This window comes from Paenibacillus sp. 481, from assembly GCF_021223605.1.
Taxonomy (GTDB): domain Bacteria; phylum Bacillota; class Bacilli; order Paenibacillales; family Paenibacillaceae; genus Paenibacillus_B.
In genome coordinates this window covers 127891-145653 of the sequence record NZ_CP075175.1, presented here as the reverse complement: position 1 = coordinate 145653, position 17763 = coordinate 127891, and the positions used below count along the sequence as shown (strand labels likewise).

At 45.1% G+C, this 17763-nt stretch carries 19 protein-coding genes; 18 read left to right on the top strand and 1 reads right to left on the bottom strand.

Annotated elements, in window-relative coordinates:
* Positions 1-97 precede the first annotated feature (97 nt).
* The 4 genes from KIK04_RS00490 (at position 98) to KIK04_RS00475 (ending at position 4035) form a co-directional block, all read left to right on the top strand.
* Positions 98-1147 (top strand): lytic polysaccharide monooxygenase, encoded by a 1050-nt coding sequence (locus KIK04_RS00490; protein WP_232276408.1) that lies wholly within the window; start codon positions 98-100, stop codon positions 1145-1147.
* Positions 1148-1342: 195 nt separating this feature from the next.
* Positions 1343-2059 carry a DUF1361 domain-containing protein gene (locus KIK04_RS00485; RefSeq protein ID WP_232276407.1) on the top strand — a complete coding sequence of 239 codons (717 nt, stop codon included), beginning with the start codon at positions 1343-1345 and terminating at the stop codon, positions 2057-2059.
* Positions 2060-2085: 26 nt separating this feature from the next.
* Positions 2086-3630, top strand: coding sequence for a hypothetical protein (locus KIK04_RS00480; RefSeq protein ID WP_232276406.1), 1545 nt, complete (start codon positions 2086-2088; stop codon positions 3628-3630).
* 90 nt (positions 3631-3720) lie between these two features.
* Positions 3721-4035: a nucleoside triphosphate pyrophosphohydrolase gene (locus tag KIK04_RS00475; RefSeq protein WP_232276405.1), complete on the top strand. Its 315-nt coding sequence runs from the start codon at positions 3721-3723 to the stop codon at positions 4033-4035.
* Between the two features lie 81 nt (positions 4036-4116).
* Here KIK04_RS00475 and KIK04_RS00470 read toward each other — a convergent pair whose 3' ends face one another.
* Positions 4117-4905 (bottom strand): YheC/YheD family protein, encoded by a 789-nt coding sequence (locus tag KIK04_RS00470; RefSeq protein WP_232276404.1) that lies wholly within the window; start codon positions 4903-4905, stop codon positions 4117-4119.
* Between the two features lie 126 nt (positions 4906-5031).
* Between KIK04_RS00470 and KIK04_RS00465 the strand changes: the two genes are divergently transcribed.
* The 14 genes from KIK04_RS00465 to KIK04_RS00400 all read left to right on the top strand — a co-directional run bounded on the left by KIK04_RS00465 (position 5032) and on the right by KIK04_RS00400 (position 17762).
* Positions 5032-6291: an AMP-binding protein gene (locus KIK04_RS00465; protein ID WP_232276403.1), complete on the top strand. Its 1260-nt coding sequence runs from the start codon at positions 5032-5034 to the stop codon at positions 6289-6291.
* Between the two features lie 52 nt (positions 6292-6343).
* Positions 6344-7348: a 2,3-diaminopropionate biosynthesis protein SbnA gene (sbnA, locus tag KIK04_RS00460; RefSeq protein WP_232276402.1), complete on the top strand. Its 1005-nt coding sequence runs from the start codon at positions 6344-6346 to the stop codon at positions 7346-7348.
* Positions 7336-8352 carry a 2,3-diaminopropionate biosynthesis protein SbnB gene (locus tag KIK04_RS00455; RefSeq protein WP_232276401.1) on the top strand — a complete coding sequence of 339 codons (1017 nt, stop codon included), beginning with the start codon at positions 7336-7338 and terminating at the stop codon, positions 8350-8352. Before sbnA ends, KIK04_RS00455 begins: the two co-directional genes overlap by 13 nt.
* A 211-nt stretch (positions 8353-8563) precedes the next feature.
* Positions 8564-9583 (top strand): serine hydrolase domain-containing protein, encoded by a 1020-nt coding sequence (locus KIK04_RS00450; protein ID WP_232276400.1) that lies wholly within the window; start codon positions 8564-8566, stop codon positions 9581-9583.
* A gap of 34 nt (positions 9584-9617) precedes the next feature.
* On the top strand, positions 9618-10082 hold the full coding sequence (locus KIK04_RS00445) for a GNAT family N-acetyltransferase (RefSeq protein WP_232276399.1): 465 nt from the start codon (positions 9618-9620) through the stop codon (positions 10080-10082).
* Positions 10083-10121: 39 nt separating this feature from the next.
* On the top strand, positions 10122-11090 hold the full coding sequence (locus tag KIK04_RS00440; RefSeq protein WP_232276398.1) for a 5'-nucleotidase: 969 nt from the start codon (positions 10122-10124) through the stop codon (positions 11088-11090).
* A gap of 21 nt (positions 11091-11111) precedes the next feature.
* Positions 11112-11624 (top strand): hypothetical protein, encoded by a 513-nt coding sequence (locus KIK04_RS00435; protein WP_232276397.1) that lies wholly within the window; start codon positions 11112-11114, stop codon positions 11622-11624.
* An 81-nt stretch (positions 11625-11705) separates the two neighbouring features.
* Positions 11706-12812, top strand: coding sequence for a saccharopine dehydrogenase family protein (locus tag KIK04_RS00430; RefSeq protein WP_232276396.1), 1107 nt, complete (start codon positions 11706-11708; stop codon positions 12810-12812).
* A 30-nt stretch (positions 12813-12842) separates the two neighbouring features.
* Positions 12843-13199: a nuclear transport factor 2 family protein gene (locus KIK04_RS00425; RefSeq protein ID WP_232276395.1), complete on the top strand. Its 357-nt coding sequence runs from the start codon at positions 12843-12845 to the stop codon at positions 13197-13199.
* Positions 13200-13202: 3 nt separating this feature from the next.
* Complete coding sequence (locus KIK04_RS00420) at positions 13203-13793, top strand: HD domain-containing protein (RefSeq protein WP_232276394.1); 591 nt, start codon at positions 13203-13205, stop codon at positions 13791-13793.
* Positions 13790-14371, top strand: a complete 582-nt coding sequence (locus KIK04_RS00415; protein ID WP_232276393.1) for a class I SAM-dependent methyltransferase — start codon at positions 13790-13792, stop codon at positions 14369-14371. Before KIK04_RS00420 ends, KIK04_RS00415 begins: the two co-directional genes overlap by 4 nt.
* Before the next feature lie 314 nt (positions 14372-14685).
* The gene (rfbF, locus tag KIK04_RS00410) at positions 14686-15453 is read left to right on the top strand and encodes a glucose-1-phosphate cytidylyltransferase (RefSeq protein WP_232276392.1); all 768 of its coding nucleotides are present in this window, start codon (positions 14686-14688) and stop codon (positions 15451-15453) included.
* Position 15454: 1 nt separating this feature from the next.
* Complete coding sequence (gene rfbG, locus KIK04_RS00405; RefSeq protein ID WP_442951123.1) at positions 15455-16519, top strand: CDP-glucose 4,6-dehydratase; 1065 nt, start codon at positions 15455-15457, stop codon at positions 16517-16519.
* A 13-nt stretch (positions 16520-16532) separates the two neighbouring features.
* The gene (locus tag KIK04_RS00400; RefSeq protein ID WP_232276390.1) at positions 16533-17762 is read left to right on the top strand and encodes a class I SAM-dependent methyltransferase; all 1230 of its coding nucleotides are present in this window, start codon (positions 16533-16535) and stop codon (positions 17760-17762) included.
* Position 17763: the final 1 nt, after the last annotated feature.

Sequence of the window (17763 nt, the reverse complement as noted above, 5' to 3'; positions counted from 1 at the left end):
CTTGTAAGGGAGGTGCATAGTCGATAAAAAGAAATACTCGTGGACAGGTAAATGTAAGCGCTGTCCTTATCTAGCCAAATTAGAGGAGGTAAATGACATGATTCAACAAACTTTTTGGAACAAACTCTCGTTAAAAGCAACACCACTGCTCGTTACAGGTGGAGTATTGCTAGGTTTAGCTGGTACATTGGCCGTGGCAGAAACAGCTTCTGCACACGGTTATATTGAAGCTCCTGCAAGCCGAGCTTATTTATGTAAGCAAGGAAATAACAACAATTGTGGACAAGTCCGTTACGAGCCGCAAAGCGTTGAAGGCAAGAAAGGCTTTCCGGCAGCTGGTCCAGCAGATGGCCAACTTGCAGGTGTAGGCCTGTACCCTGAGCTGGATGCACAAGGCACGAATCGCTGGCAAAAAGTGACGATGAACACAGGCCAAAATACGTTTAATTGGCATATCACAGCTCGTCATAGTACTTCACAGTGGAGATATTTTATTACGAAAACAGGCTGGGATCAAAACAAGCCGTTGTCACGTGATAGCTTAGAGCAATTTTGTAGCTATCAAGATGGTGGCAAACAACCAGCTGAAAAAGTAAGCCACAGCTGCACGGTTCCTTCTGATCGCAGCGGTTACCATGTGATTTTAGGTGTCTGGGATGTTGCAGATACGCCTAATGCTTTCCACCAAGTTATTGACGTGAACGTCATTAACGATGGATCGGGTGTAAAGCTTCCTTCTGTTCCTACTAATGTAGTTTCTCAGTCCCAAACGACTTCTAGCATTTCGCTTTCTTGGAGCGCTTCCTCTGCAACAAACGGCATTCGCTTGTATGAAGTATTCCGCAATGGTAGCTTAGTCGGAACAACTAGCCAAACGTCGTTTACTGACTCTGGTCTAGTGGCGAATACGTCTTACACGTATACGGTTCAAGCTGTTGATGGTTTAGGCAACAAATCGCAGGCATCCCTTGGAATTACAGCCAAAACATCGACCAATGGTGGCGGCACGACTACACCTGCTTGGGACGCGAATACCGTGTATACAAAGGGTAAACGAGTGCTCTACAATGGTGTTGTTTACGAAGCACAATGGTGGGTACAAGGTGAACTTCCAGGTAAATCAGGTGCGTGGAAAACAGTGAACTAATCGTGAGGTAAGAGACTGTACCATAGTCTAGTAGACTATGGACAGTCTCTTTTTTTTTTGCCACTACACCACACTCGCATACGATTGCAAAAGTTTCCTTTTTTCGATACAATTCGAAGAACCATTTGCGCTTTAGTCTTGTTGAGAGCTATTTTTGAAGGTGGCAAATAGAAAGGAAGGAGAGATTTTGTTAGGATGATCGGTCATGAACATCATAAATCTATCGTTAATAAGCTAAGTATCATAATCGGATTATATGTTGTGTCCATCTTTTTTGCTCAGGATCACTTTCTTGGCTATATGGTATGGAATATAATGCTCGCTGCGATCCCTTTTTATATGGCGGTACTTATTTATCGCAATGTAAGCAAAGGGGTTACAACAGAAGTGCGCCACAAAGTCGTACTTGCTATTTTGTCACTTATCTGGTTTTTGTTTTATCCGAATACCTCATATATCATTACCGATCTCATCCATATTCAAAGCCAGAAATTTATTGTAGTAAATCCGAATTACACCCCTTACTCCAACGAGGCACGATTATTGTTCAATCCGGACTTTGCACTTTGGCATCATATGTACACTATCGTTATGGGGGTCTTTATCGCTGTTGCGCTAAGCTTCGTTGCCCTTTATGTCATTCAACAATTGCTTGCGGACAAGTGGAATCGTACAATTGGCTGGAGCTTCGTCATCACGATGCAGCTTCTCAGTGGGTTTGCGATCTATTTAGGCAGATTTATTCGCTGGAACAGTTGGGACATCCTTACCGACCCTAGCAATATTTTGGTCATTATCACGCGTGACATACATCTGGAGTCAATCCAATTTACACTGCTTTTCGGCACTGCTAATTTGGTGATTTATATCATTTTGTATGTTTTGGTTCATCGTCCGATAGTAAGAACATAAGCGATACACGAACAGCATATATCGAAATGAAGGAATATCAAGCAACCATGGTGAGCGCATGCAGCAGCCATGGTTGTTTTTTGTATGCAAACAAAGACAAGTTGAGGCTCCTATATTTCTGTATAGGAGAGGCATTAACCGACGTTGCCGTTTATACATATGTTAGTAATGATCGATATTTGGAGGAGATAATCTATGTAGAAGCCCTATCCTGTATATCCATTTATCGGTTACCAGCCTCATTCGGTGAACTTGTAGCCATCCAAGGTGCCGCATTCCGTTCGGGCGTAAAGGGGAACAGAAACGAGATGAACATCAAAAATGTATGGGCAAAAAGAGGAACTTTAAAAGTTTCTAACCAATCTGAACTATTAATAGGTTTGAAGAAGAAGGTTCCAGTCATTGAGATAACTCAAACCTTAAAAGTGAATAACACCATTACGATACCGGAAAAAGTAACGCTAAAAGGGGCTACTACAGACACGAGAATCATATTTGAAGCAGGAATGGATGGTATTGAAGTCACAAATAACAATACCCTATCGGATTTATGTATAGAGGTATCGCCCAAGAACAGAGCCATTTTCAATTCATATAACCAAAAATCTATGGGAAATCTGAAAATCAAAAATGTAAAAACAATTGGAAGTGTACAGATTTTAGCGAAATCAAAAATCCAAAACGGACATATTGAAATGATAAATCTACATATTATTGAAGCTGATGTGCTGAATAGAATGGAAAGACCCGAGGGGTTCGGTGTATCGGTGATTCAAGGAGCATTAACGATTTGGAATCAACAACAATCAAAGGACTCCGTACTTTCGGTTTCCATAAATGGGATTCAGATAGGGGGAAAAGATAAACCGGTTTTAGGGAGCGGGATTTTCTTAAGTGGATATGGGCCTAATGCTTTGCCGAATCATAATGGGATTTTGACTGCCGATGTTATCGATACGGATGAAATTCACTCAACAGGAAAAATAAGATTGGGAATTTCCGACGTTATTTCTGGCGGTCTGTTTATCGTGCATGGTGTGAAGGTTAAAAACATGACGAATCGTGGGACAGTCACAACATATGGGGTTAATGATATGGTACTGGATAATTGGGGTGAAGTATCACAATGGATTGCAAAAAAGTCCATTACCTCGCATGGAGCAAGTGGAATTGGGTTTGTTAATTTTGGTAAAATAAGTGTTCTTACCATACAAAGTACGATAGAAACATTTGGTCAGGGAGCTCGTGGTTTTAATGCATACACGGGTGATATTGGAACGGCGTGTTTCAAAAAAGTGATTACGCACGGGGATGGCGCAATTGGTATTCAAACAAGCACACGGATTGATCGTTTAATCGTGAATGATGGTATCTTCACGTATGGAAATATAGGAGATTCGCTTGTTGAAGGTATCATAAAAAAAATTCCAGCTCAAGGACTGAGTATATTAAAAGGAACAAAAGCTAATTCTTTTGAAATTCATGGCGGTATTCACGTAAAAGGAAAAGATGTAGACATATTGAATATAGAAAATAATGCAGCTATAAAATCATTAATGGTCAAGGAATAGATTAAGGGTTACCTTTCGAGTTCCATGGTCACGAACGATCTCATTAGCACATTTAAAATGTCATAAGTGACGACAATGAGGATGGTCAAGATGAAACATTACAATAAACTTGTTAGAGATCGAATTCCACAAATTATTGAGGCGCAAGGTCAGGTGCACGACACGATTACGCTGGATGAGCAGCTATTTGTGAAGGCGTTGAAGGAGAAGCTTCAGGAGGAATTAAACGAATTTTTAGAGGCAGAAGAAGTGTTGGAGCTGGCAGATATGTTGGAAGTCATATATGCACTTGCGGCAGTGAAAGGTGTCTCCCGAGACGAACTGGAACGTTTGAGGCTGAAAAAAGCGCAGCAAAATGGTGGATTCGGTGATCGACTATTTTTAAAAACCGTGATGGAGAAGTAGTATCTCGTGTACCTGGTTTAGGAACCATCCATTAGGTTGATGCATATATGAGTATTAGAGGAAAAGGGGGGATTCCCCCCCTTACTTCTCTAAGCGGCGGTAGCGCATAATACGGTGGAACATGGTTTTGTCGGAAAGCTTGGCGAACGGTATGACTTCGGGATTCGTATTTACTTCTAAAATCCATGGATGCAGCTTCTTATCGAGGGCGATGTCAAAGCCAAGCTCACGCAAAAATGGATATGACTTATGCAACTGTCTTGCGGATAATAGGCAACACTCACGCAGCTTAGCAGTTGCCTGTTTGAAATCACGTACGTTACGTCCATGGGATAGGAGAACGGCTTTGACTGTTTTGATATCGGCACCTTGACTGCCGTTTGTCACTGCTTTGGATGGTTGCGCAACGCGTGCTAACATCCCCGTTAGCTGCCATTCTTGATTGCGATCGAGCTGTGTGACGACACGAAAGTCGAACAGACGCCCGTGATAGCGGAGCATATTAATGCCTTGTTGGACGAGGTATGATTCTTTGGAAGTACGAGGTCTTAAGGCTCTACGTAGTGCATTCCATGTTAGGCGTGAGTGGATTTTTTTGCCTGTGTGCGCCCAGTAGGGAGAACGTTTATTGCGCTTAGACGGCCGTTTCTCGACACGCATAACACCACGGCCATGCGAGCCGCGTTCAGGTTTCACATATACGATTCGATAATGGTTCACTAGTTTGCTAAGTGAAGAGTCGCTATATCGCAATGTGTAAGGGACGTAACGACGGACGTGGCTATTTCGGACAAGCACTAAGGTTTTTTTCCACTTGCTAGATACACCTTTTCTGCGACTTCTTGCTTGATAAGAAATCTTCGCTTTCACTCCATACACCACCTTTTTTTAAAATTATTCTATGCCTGTCATTGGCTGTACGATTGGGCCGTGGGCGGACAAATTCGCGAACTTTGCATAAGATGGGATGAAATCCGTTGAAAGCGGGGGAATGCCATGCCGAATACCGTTGACGATGCGCGGATTCATGCGAAGTTGCAGGAAGTCAAACAGTTATACCCGTGGTACAACGACTTGCTCCAAGCCTTGAGTCAAGGGGAGAACGTCGGCGCATGGTCGTCGATCCCGCTGCTTACCCATGAGCGGCTGCTGCCTTATTTTGACCAGACCGAGCAGCAGCAGGAGCCGAATTGGAATGTGTACCGCACCTCGGGTACAAGTAGTAACCGAAGAAAGGCGATCGTGTATGATCCAGATGATGAAGCAGCCTATGTGGAGCATAAGACTCGCTTATTCGGAGAGCTGTTGCACGATTTGAACGCCACACGGGCCATAAGCGATATGGGAACGGGGCATGCCGCTGCGACTGCGCAGGAAATTTTTGAACAGCTTGGCATCTCCTGTGTAGTCGTCCCTTTTCAGCAGCCGATTGACGAGCATCTGGAACAAATCACCCAATTTCGGCCGGACGTATTGTATACGATGCCGTCCATCTTAGATGCTTTGGTCAAGGCGGCTGCGCCCGATTTGAATTGGGGCATTCGCCGAATTATTTTAGTTGGCGAGCCTGCCTCACCAGCTTGGAGACAGCGAATTGCTGAACGGATGAGCATACGACCGAACGACATCGTAGATACGTACGGCAGTATTGAAGTAGGTACGATGGCCTATTTTGATTCGCAGATCGGGCGGTATGTACTGATGGACGGGTTATTAGCGGAAGGGATTACGCCTCAGCAAGCTGGCCTCAACGGGATTACGCTTCCAGTTGGGGAAGAGATTCTTGTGTTAACTTCCTTTGTGCGCCGTCGTTTTCCGGTACTTCGCTATGTGACCTACGATGTTGTGCGCGATCTGCGCACGGAGTTAGTAGACGGGCAATTGCAGACTACATTTGCCGCACTCGTGAAACGAATCGGACCAGAGCTAAAGCATGGTGAGAAAATTAGCGTTTACGATGTGGAGAATGCCGTGTTTCGACATGTGCAGCAGGCGGACGTCCGTATCTTGGTACAGGACAATCGATTACGCGTGTACATTCAATGTGTAAATCCGCTCGATAAGCACACGATTGAGGATATTCGCAGTGATATTCATGAGGCGATACCTGAGATCGGAGACATGATTCGTTCCCAACTGTTAGAGGAAATATGTATTATTCCGTTGAATTTAAACGACCCGCAACACCAACTTCGTTGGCAAATTCTCACCCCCTCTACTTCCGTAAAGCAAAAAAAGCTTTACATTCAACCCTAAACGATAGCGGAAAAATAGGAAGGATGCGATCGATTTGAGCGCTCACGAGCATATGATGTCGGTAATTGGCCACACACCGATCGTGAAGTTGCAGCGCATATTCAAAGATTCGCCATTTGAAACATATGTGAAGCTAGAAATGCTTAATCCTGGTGGCAGTACGAAAGATCGGCCCGCACGAGCAATGATTCTCGCAGCGTTGGAGGAGGGCCGGCTGCGCCCCGGTTCTGTCGTTGTGGAATCCAGCTCTGGGAACTTAGCCATCGGCCTAGCGCAAATTTGCAATTTGGTAGGCTGCCGGTTTATTTGTGTCGTCGATCCACGCACGACGACAACCAATTTGCGCATATTGCGCGCCTATGGCGCACGGATCGACCTTGTGCGCAAGCCTGATGCAGCGACAGGCGAATTCGTGCCTGCGCGACTGCGACGTGTGCGCCATTGGCTGCGCAGGCTGCCGAACGCTTTTTGGCCAAACCAATATGCCAACAGCCATAATGCCTTATCCCATCAGCAGACAACCATGACAGAAATCGCGGCTGATTTGCCGCGGATCGATTATTTGTTCTGCGGTGTTAGCACCTGTGGCACGCTGCGCGGCTGCGTAGACTATATCCGCGAACACGGCTTGCGGACCAAAGTGGTGGCCGTCGATGCCGAAGGCAGCGCTATTTTCGGCAAGCAGCTCAAGCAACGCCGCCTGCTGCCTGGACTTGGCGCGGGCATTCGGCCCTCGCTATGCCCAACAGAAGGTATTGATGAGCAGATAGATATTAGCGAGCTGGAGTGCATAGTAGGCTGTCGCAAGCTTGCTCGCATCGAATCCATTTTAGCAGGCGGCTCATCGGGTGGCGTGATTGCAGCTGTACACAAATATAGGGAGCGCATCCCAGCGGGATCTGTGTGCGTACTTCTGCTACCTGATCGGGGCGAGCGTTATTTGGAAACGATTTACGATGATGCTTGGATTGCGGAGCAGTACGGTCACTCCTTTCTGGCACGCGTACATGCGCAGCTCGAAGGTGAGGGAGGTGATGAGCAGCGATGCGTTATTTAAATGAGGCAGATATACAACGTATTGGCATTGATTGGAAGGCGCTGGCCGATGTGATCGAAGCTGTTGCAGGTGCTTATAAGCGTGGCGAATACGCGCAGCCGATTAAGCCTTATTTAAAGTTTGGCAGCGACAAAAATCGTATTATTGCGATGCCTGCCTATATTAGTGAGCCTATTCGTACGGCAGGTTTGAAGTGGATTGCGAGCTATCCAGACAACCTATTGAAAGGTTTGCCGCGAGCGAACAGTATTACCGTGCTGAACGATGCCGACACGGGTGTGCCTTCGTTGCTTATTAACGGCAGCTTAATCAGCACGATTCGTACAACTGCGGTAAGCGCAGCGCTGTTGCGCAAGCTTTTGCAGCAGTCGAAAGGAGACTTGGAGGGAGACTTGGAGGGAGTGACCGCGCGACAGGGGCGAGACTTAGAAGTCGCGGTCATCGGTCTTGGTCCGATAGGGCAAATGCATATTCGGATGGTTGCCAGCTTGTTCAGCGATCGCGTTGCTCGTATACGCGTCTACGATAAACGCCCCGTTGAACTGCATCAGCTATTCGATCACGAATTGCGGACAGCGGTCGCGATTGAAGTGTGCGAGACTTGGCAAGAGGCTTATGAGGATGCCGATCTCGTATTTACTTGCACCGCATCGAGCGAGCGCTATATTGACGTACCGTCAAAACAAGGCAGTATCCTGATGCATATTTCATTGCGTGACTATAAGCTGGAAGCGCTTGACGGAATTAGCACGTATATTGTCGATAGCTGGGACGAAGTGTGCCGTGCAGACACAGAGATCGAGCGACTCCATGTGGAGCGGGGACTTCGTCAAGAGCAGACCGTGACGTACAGCGATGTCCTATGTGGTGCTGCGGAACATCAAATAAGCTCACAGGGGCGCATCTTATTTACACCTATGGGCTTAGCGGTGTTCGATGTCGCCATTGCAGCATGGTACGGTTCGCAAGCAGAGCAGCGTAACATCGGGGTAAATTTGGATTGAACATGTAAGAAGTGACGTGAAGCGGCGACTAACCGCACATCATTCAGGCTTATCGGCGTAGGTGAAAAAGCCGCTTCACGCAATGATATCTGATGACATTCAAGATCGTAAGACTGAAAAATGTGTTTAAATTGGAGGAAGAATTAGGTTATGATGGACTTAGTGTCTGGTAATTTACGACATATACATACAAAAAGCGAGGGACGTACATATGTTAAGGCAGAAGATTGATCTGCAAGCAACTGAAATTGACTTTTCAGGTGTTGTGCTACTGCGTGATAAGAGTGGTGAAGGTGTAGAAGCCGCTTATGGCTATGCCAATCGAGCCGAACAAATCGCCAATACGATCCATACTCGATTTGGTATTGCTTCAGGCTGCAAATTGTTTACCGCGATTGGTATTTGTCAGTTAGTAGAGCGTGGATTGCTTTCATTTGATAGTCTGCTCGCGGACTGTGTACCGCATGATTTCCCGCAGTTTGGCAAGCAGATTACGGTTCATCATTTATTGACACACAGCTCGGGCATACCGGACTACTTTGATGAAGACGTCATGGGGGATTTTGAAGACCTTTGGAAGACAAAGCCCATGTACTTGATGAAGCAACCAGTTGATTTCCTCCCGATGTTTGCGGATTTGCCGATGATGTTTAAGCCAGGTGAACGTTTTCATTACAATAATGCTGGTTTTATTTTGTTAGGCTTAATCATTGAGCAGCGGACAGGCCTTGCTTTTTCACAATATATCAAAGAGCATATTTTTGCACCTTGTGGAATGGATGACTCCGGATATTTTTCACTAGATCGATTGCCGCAGCGGACGGCGATTGGCTACATCGACAACGAGGAAGACGGAACTTGGAGAACGAATGTGTATTCCCTTCCTATTACAGGTGGAGCTGATGGGGGCGCCTTTGTTACAGCAGCAGACATGATTAAATTATGGGAAGCTTTGTGTAGCTACAAGCTGTTAAGCCAAACGTATACGGACATGTTGTTAGCTCCACATATTCATCATGAGGATGACGAGTTCTATGGCTATGGGGTTTGGATAACGAAACAGAACGATGCTATTTATAAATGGCATGTAATGGGTTACGATCCCGGGGTATGTTTTCATGCGGCCATTTATCCGAGCTTGGGCAAAACGGCTGTTGTGATCGCTAATAAAAACGGTGGTGCTTGGACCCTTACGAAGGAGCTAGAAAAAAGCTTTACACACACAAACTAGATTATAAATATATGAATGATAAGGTGGATTTGCAATGGTTACGATTAATAAAGTAGAAATCGATCAATTACTAGAATTAAAAGCATTATATGAACAATTAGTAGAAAACGATACGAACTTGAACAAAATGACAGAAACGTACAAGCTTATGTTACAAAATCCTCATTATTATGTGCTAGGTGCGCAAATCGAGGATCAGTTAGTCGGTACCGTGATGGGCATCATTTGCTATGATTTGATCGGCGACTGCTTGCCATTTATGGTTGTGGAAAATGTTGTCGTATCGGACAAGCATCAAGGAGCTGGAATTGGCAAAAAATTAATGAATGCGATCGAGGAAATCGCTAATGAGCATCACTGTTCCTATATCATTTTCGTTTCCAGCGGCTTTAGAACGGATGCGCATAAGTTCTACGAGTCGCTAGGCTATTGCAAGGAGCCTGTGAAAGGTTTTAGAAAGCAGCTCAATGGCGGTGTGGTTCCTAAGCAAACGAGCTGATGTAGCGCGCAACGGTATGTGGAAAGGAGAGTGCAAAGCGTGCCTTACGACATTGAAGACAAATTTGTGATCGCGGTCGCTTCGAGTGCATTGTTTGACCTAACCGAGTCGGATCGTGTGTTTATGGACAAAGGGGAGGACGAATACCGGAAGTATCAACGGGAGCATGAACATCAGGTGCTACAGCCAGGAAATGCTTTTCCGCTTATTAAAAGGCTGCTACATCTGCATACCGGTGAAACGGAAGATCAACCTGTTGAAGTCGTGCTGCTATCGCGTAACGATCCCGACACGGGGTTGCGTGTATTTAAATCGATTGAGCATTACAAGCTTCCGATCAGCCGTGCTGTTTTTGTGACGGGAAATAATCCGTTTGCTTATATGGAGGCGTTCAATGCGACCTTATTTCTGTCCGGCAATCCAGCCGATGTGAAGGAAGCGGTTGAACAAGGGTTTCCTGCTGGCTGTATTTATCCGACGGATTACATTGATGACGACGAAGATAGTGAGCTGCGCATTGCATTTGATTTTGATGGCATTATTGCTGACGATTCAGCTGAATCGGTATATCAGCAAGGCGGGGCGTTAGATTCATTTCATCAGCACGAAAGGCTCAAGGCAGGAGAGCCCTTGCCGCCAGGTCCGTTGCTGCGCTTTTTTACCGAAATATCAAAGTTACAGCGTAGAGAACTCGAAAAGAACCGTTCCAATCCCGATTACAAGCCTAAAATTAGAGTAGCCATTGCAACTGCGCGGAATGCCCCAGCTCATGAAAGGGTCATAACGACGCTGCGGCAACTTGACATTCGGGTCGATGAAGCTTTTTTTCTCGGTGGAATTGATAAAAATAGAGTGCTCCGCATTTTTAAGCCACATATTTTCTTTGATGATCAGGTTGGACATATTGAAGGGGCTTCAAGAATTGTCCCGTCTGTACATGTGCCGTTTGGGATAACGAACAACAAGGGACGTCAAGCAGAACAGCCGCCAGGAAAGCAGTCAAATTAACCTTTTTGAAGGAGTGAAGCGATGTTAATATCTATTGAAAAACAAGACTTTGAAGCGTTGGATCGGAGCCGTTTGTGGAAATGGTGTATGGAACCTACTATCCTGCAAGTTCGTGGGAAAAACGCTGCCTATAAAGCGGAAGTGTATGGACAGCTAACACCAAGTCAGCAGGCGTTGTTTATGTTTAGCATATTGCACGACCATGCGGATAATGCGGCGGATATGTATTGGTATGTTTCCTATTATATGAGTGATTTAAAAGCTTGGCCTGGCATCAAGCGGGCGGCGCAATTTTTTGAGAATGATGATCTGCTTAGCATTTATAAGGAAATGGAGCAAGTCGTCGAAGCGAAAAATAGACAGGCTGACGGAACGTGGCGTGCCTATACGATCTCGGATTTGGATAATGACAGTGAGTTGTGTTTGGCCGTAGGCCATATATATAAGCGATATACCACTCTTACTCCAACCCTTATTGAACAAATCAACCGTTACATTGAGCAAAATCCATCTGAGTTTGTCCGTTTTGTGTAGTCATTCTAAAAACGGGAAGCTTGCGATGATATAGTTTACACACAGCACGAAATAGCCTATACAGATAAGCAGGTGTCCTTCATGAAAACGGTGCTCGTAACTGGTTCGTCCGGTGGTTTAGGCAGACAGATTTGTAGACAAGTTGTGTCTCACCTTCAGCATGTTCACCTCATTCTGGGTGACTATAATACGACGCGAGCGGATGCGTTCGCGTCGGAACTCGGTGTCCACGTATCGATCCAATACGTTAATATTCATGATGAGCAGAGCCTCTTACAAGCTGTTCAAATCAGTGACCTCATTATAAATACGCTTGTTTCCGACACGTCTATACTCGTTGAAAAATGTATAGAGTACGGAACACCGCTCGTTGATGTAACGGTCAATCTAGCACAAATTCAACGTTATTTATCGTATGACGAGCAGGCCCTTGCTTTGCAAGTTCCGATCATAATCGGTGCGGGCTTTATTCCAGGTCTGTCCGGATTGCTAGTCAAGCACGCGGTGTCCCAGCTGGATGAGCCGCATTCGGCTGATCTTGCCTTTTTACAAAGTGCGAATGCTTCGTCGGGTTTGAACGGTTTTGTCGATATGCTCGGCATATTATCAAGTCGCGTGGTATACAAGGGCCGCCATGGTGAACGGCTGTACGCTGCTGTTTCACACAAGCGCTCTTTTTTATTTCCGTCTGCACATATCGATCGTTCGATGTGGTTGGCTCATTTTTTTGAAAGAGATATCGTGTCTGAAAAATTGCGTCTACCCGCTATCAACTATTGGACTGGTTTTGATAAATCCGCACTTCCTTTCTTACTTTATGTGCTAAGTCGCTTGCGTGTCCTGAACGTATTTCAAGATCCAACGAAAGCTGCCCGCTGGGGGAAGCTACTATATTCGCAAGTGAAGCACAATCCACAGCAGCCGGAAACGACGAGCATCGCGGCTGAAGCGCATGGCATCGTAAATGGACAGTACGTGCGGCAAACCTATGGCTTAACGGCACCATCTGATTATGCGATTACTTCTTTGGTCGTTGTGACTATTGTGAAGCTGTTGGAGGAGCGTGAACCAATGGGTGGTGTCGTTTTTCCATTTGAAGTATTTTCACTGGAAGAAGTTATGGCTCATCTCAGAGAACATGGTATTGAATTTGTTGAGCATCAGCTCAAGCTTGCGCAGCATGTATAAACGCTTTTATTTGAATCGGAGGGTTATCCCATGTCTAATCATCTGACTCCTGAGCAAATTGTCCAGCTACAACTTAATTACTATAACAATCAGGATATTGACGGCTTTGTCTCCACGTATGCTGTCGATGTTCTTATTATGGATCATCCTAGTGGAACAGTGAGTATTCGTGGGAGACAACAGTTGCGAGAGGTGTATGAACAAGTATTTGCAAATCATCCAAATAGCCGCGCCCAGATCAAAAATCGTATGACGTTTGCACATTTTGTAATCGATTTGGAAGAAGTATCAGGTAGAGTAGGGAGAGAACCTTTCGAGGCTGTTGCCATTTATGAAGTCGTAGGAGAGGTGATTACGAAGGTTTGGTTTCTGGAAGGGGCTGAATAACATATGGATGCCAAATTAAGGAGTCAAATTCTATTTATTATTGAAATCGATAAACTTAAACAAGTTTACCGCAAGACGAAAATAATCGGGCAGGCCCGATTGGAAAACGATGCGGAACATAGTTGGCATTTGGCGATGATGGCCATGATTTTGGTCGAGTATGCAAACGATCCAGCACTGAATTTGTTAAAAGTCATGAAAATGCTACTCATTCATGACCTTGTCGAAATTGAAGCTGGGGATACTTATGCGTACGATGAGACGGGTAGACAAAATAAATTTGAACGTGAAGATGCAGCTGCGCGTACCATTTTTTCGCTGTTGCCTGCTGAGCAATATGAGGAGACGTATGCGTTATGGCTGGAATATGAGGCACAGCAAACGAGCGAGGCGAAATATGCAGCAGCGATGGATCGTTTGCAGCCATTATTAATTAACGATAGAAATGGCGGGGAGTTGTGGCGAGAACATCAGATTACGAGTGAGATGGTGCTGAAGCGTAATCAGGATATTCAGAGCGGATCAGAGCAGCTTTGGGTGTACGCCCAACAAGTCATTCAGGAGTCGATAGAGCAAGGGAGACTGAAGCTATGACGGTCAAGATTGATCTTAGTCAAATACCGCTCGGCGCGCCATTGAACATCATTATAGGCGCCTCTTCTCAATCTTACCCTGGCTGGATACAGACACAGGAGGATCAGCTGAATGTATTGCATGACTTAGATTGGAGCTTGCACTTCCATTCACGAAAAATAGACGCTATTTTAGCCGAGCATGTGTGGGAACATCTTAATTTCGAGGAAGGTGTAGCGGCGGCACGAAATTGCTTTGCCTTTATGAACCGAGGGGCGCATATTCGCTGTGCTGTGCCGGATCGCTTTTTCCGAAATGAAGCATATCAGAAGCTGGTGCAAGTTGGCGGTCCCGGACCAGCGGATCATCCAGCGGCAAGTCATAAAATTGTCCATGATTATCAATCTTTGACTAGGATGTTTGAGGAAGCAGGCTTTGATGTGAAGCTACTGGAATATTGCGATGAACAAGGGCGGTTTCATTTTCATGAATGGAATCCCGAGGAGGGTTTTATTTATCGCTCGAAACGATTTGATCACCGAAATCAGGACGGGGAGCTTGGTTTTGTGTCCCTTATTGTGGATGCGATCAAGCCTTAGGTAAAAGATGTAAATCAATACAATCCTACTGAAAGGTGGTTGTATATATTTACAATATGCGTACTTCACGGAGGATCTTCGTTTAATTCCCGAATACCAACAGTTGTTTTTAAGCCACATCTAAGCCCGCACGTGAAACATACCTAAAGTTGGCTACTTTCATCAGCCAAAGGCCTCCCTAGCAGATGTATTAGACACAGGAAGGAGCAACAACACCATCTGCGGAGGCCTTGCATAACATGTTGAAACGAAAATCAGCACGAAAGCAGGAAAGGTCTTCAAGTCTGCAATGGCGCAAGGATGGAGGGTAAAGCATGAAAGCAGTCATTCTAGCAGGTGGATATGGGACGAGAATAGGTGAAGAGACGCATCTGAAGCCGAAACCGATGATTGAAATAGGGAGCAAGCCGATTTTATGGCACATTATGAAATTGTACAGCTTTTACGGCATTAACGAGTTTATCATTTGTTTAGGCTATAAGGGGCATGTCATCAAGCAATATTTTTCTAACTACTATTTATATATGTCCGATTTCACGCTTGATATGGCTAAGGATGAGGTGATTAGTCATTCCAACAATGTGGAGCCATGGAAGGTTACGCTTGTCGATACGGGGGAGGATACCGAAACCGGTGGGAGAATCAAGCGAATTAAAGATTATGTGGGCGACGAAGCGTTTTGTCTGACTTACGGAGACGGTTTAAGCAACATCAATATCAATGAGCTGATTCAATTTCATCAACAGCAGGGGAAACTTGCAACGGTTTCTGCGGTGCAGCCACCTGGCCGATTTGGCTCACTTATGCTTCAAGATCAAATGGTTGCCGACTTTAAAGAGAAGCCCATTGGCGACGGCGGCTGGGTAAATGGCGGCTTTTTTGTCATCGAGCCGGACGTATTTCATCATATTTCGGACGACAGAACCGTATGGGAAACCGATGTTCTAGTCAAGCTGGCACAACAGCAGCAGTTAGCTGCTTACCAGCATAATGGATTTTGGCATCCGATGGATACGCTGCGGGACAAAAAAAAGTTGCTTGAATTATGGGATACTAAAAATGCGGCTTGGAAGGTTTGGTAGGATGGGCGACAAGCATTTTTGGCAGCAAAAAAAAGTGTTGATTACTGGCCATACGGGATTCAAAGGCAGTTGGCTTACGTTATGGTTAACCTCGCTTGGCGCACACGTCACAGGTTATTCTTCTCATGCACCATCGAATCCATATCTATTCGATGTAGCGGACATCGCTACGGAATGTTGTTCCGTACAGGGAGACATTAATCATTTTCCGCAGCTGTTACAGGTTATCTCCGAGCATCAACCAGAAATTATTTTTCATCTGGCAGCCCAACCGCTCGTTCAACAATCGTACACTGATCCGCTCCATACGTTTAAGACGAATGTATTAGGTACGGTTCATCTATTAGAAGCTGCGCGACGTACGGCAAGTGTTCGCGTCATTATTAATGTGACAAGTGATAAATGTTACAAAAATGATGGCTTGGGCATGCGCTCCTTTCAAGAAAGCGATCCCCTCGGGGGACATGATCCATACAGCGCCAGCAAAGCGTGCGCGGAGTTGGTGACCGAAGCTTATCGACAATCGTATTTTCACGAACAATTATCATATCCAAGGCTCGCCTCCGTAAGAGCCGGCAATGTCATCGGTGGCGGAGACTGGGCCGCCCAGCGGTTGTTTCCAGACATCGTGAGTGCATATACCAATTCCACAAGACTGAGCATAAGAAATCCGAATGCGGTTCGCCCTTGGCAGCATGTGCTCGATCCGTTGCACGGTTATTTACAACTTGCCGAAAAATGTTGGGACGACGCTCAATTTGCTGAAGCTTGGAATTTTGGTCCGGTGGATCAAGCGAATGTAACGGTGCAGGAAATCATTCATATGGCGACTGCAAGTTGGGGGGAGCAAGTCGAGCTAGATGCGCAGGATCCGACGGGCACACTTTATGAAGCACCTGTATTAGTACTTAATAGTAGTAAATCTATACATGAATTAGGTTGGCGGCCCAAATTGTCAACCGAAGAAGCTGTTGCATGGACAGTGAAATGGTATCAGCAGTTCATAGCAGGTGAGGACATGAAATTAGTGACCCAACAGCAAATTCATTCGTTTACAAATGTATAAGGAGCCTATTGGAATGCCACATACAAAGTGTCGTTGTTGCGATTCGCTGCTTCATCAAACGTTTGTAGATTTAGGGGTTTCCCCGCTTGCCAACTCGTTTATAACGACAGAACAGTTGAATAAAATGGAGCCCTTTTATCCGTTGCATGCCTATGTTTGTGACCGTTGTTTTTTAGTCCAGCTGGGCGAATTTGAATCTCCGGATCAACTTTTTAATCATTATCTTTATTTTAGTTCGTATTCGTCAAGTTGGTTATTACATGCTGAACAATTTACAGAAATGGCAGTTGAAAGATTCCAACTGAACGATGATTCACAAGTCATTGAAATCGCCAGCAATGACGGCTACCTGCTGCAATATTTTCAGCAACGCAATATTCGCACGCTCGGGATTGAACCCGCCAAAAATGTGGCGAAAATTGCTGCCGCCAAGGGGATTCCTACTAGAACGGATTTTTTTGGTGAGAGTTTAGCTAAACAGTTGGTACGAGAGGGCTATCAAGGCGATTTAATCGTTGCCAATAATGTATTAGCGCACGTCCCGCAACTGCATGATTTTATAGCAGGGTTAAAAGCGTTACTACAACCCGATGGAGTCATTACTATTGAGTTTCCTCACTTGTTACATCTGATTAAGGATAAACAATTCGATACGATCTATCACGAACACTTTTCTTACTTTTCACTCCACACCGTGCAATCCCTTTTAGCTAGACATGACTTAAAAGTTGTAGATGTCGAACAATTGAATACACACGGAGGATCGTTACGACTATTTGTGCGGCATCATGAACATCGTAAGCCCATTCATATAAATGTGGCCAAAGTCATTCAACAAGAGCAAGCGAGTGGTCTCGATGATCTAACAACGTATGTACAGTTTGCTGGACGAGTTAAGCAGATGAAAGTCGATATTTTAACCTTTTTGGTGGAAGCTGCGACAATGCACAAGAAAATAGTAGGCTATGGAGCTCCAGCCAAAGGGAATACGTTGTTAAATTATTGCGGTATTGGACCACATTTTCTCCCCTATACGGTAGACAAAAATCCATATAAGCAGCATTTATACTTACCCGGCTCTCGCATTCCGATTAAAGAACCAGACGAAATCAGGCGCACCAAACCAGACTATGTCGTCATTTTAGCGTGGAATTTAAAAAAAGAAATTATGGATGAATGTTCCTTTATCCGTGATTGGGGCGGGAAATTTGTTGTCTTTGTTCCAGAAGTGGAAGTGATATAGA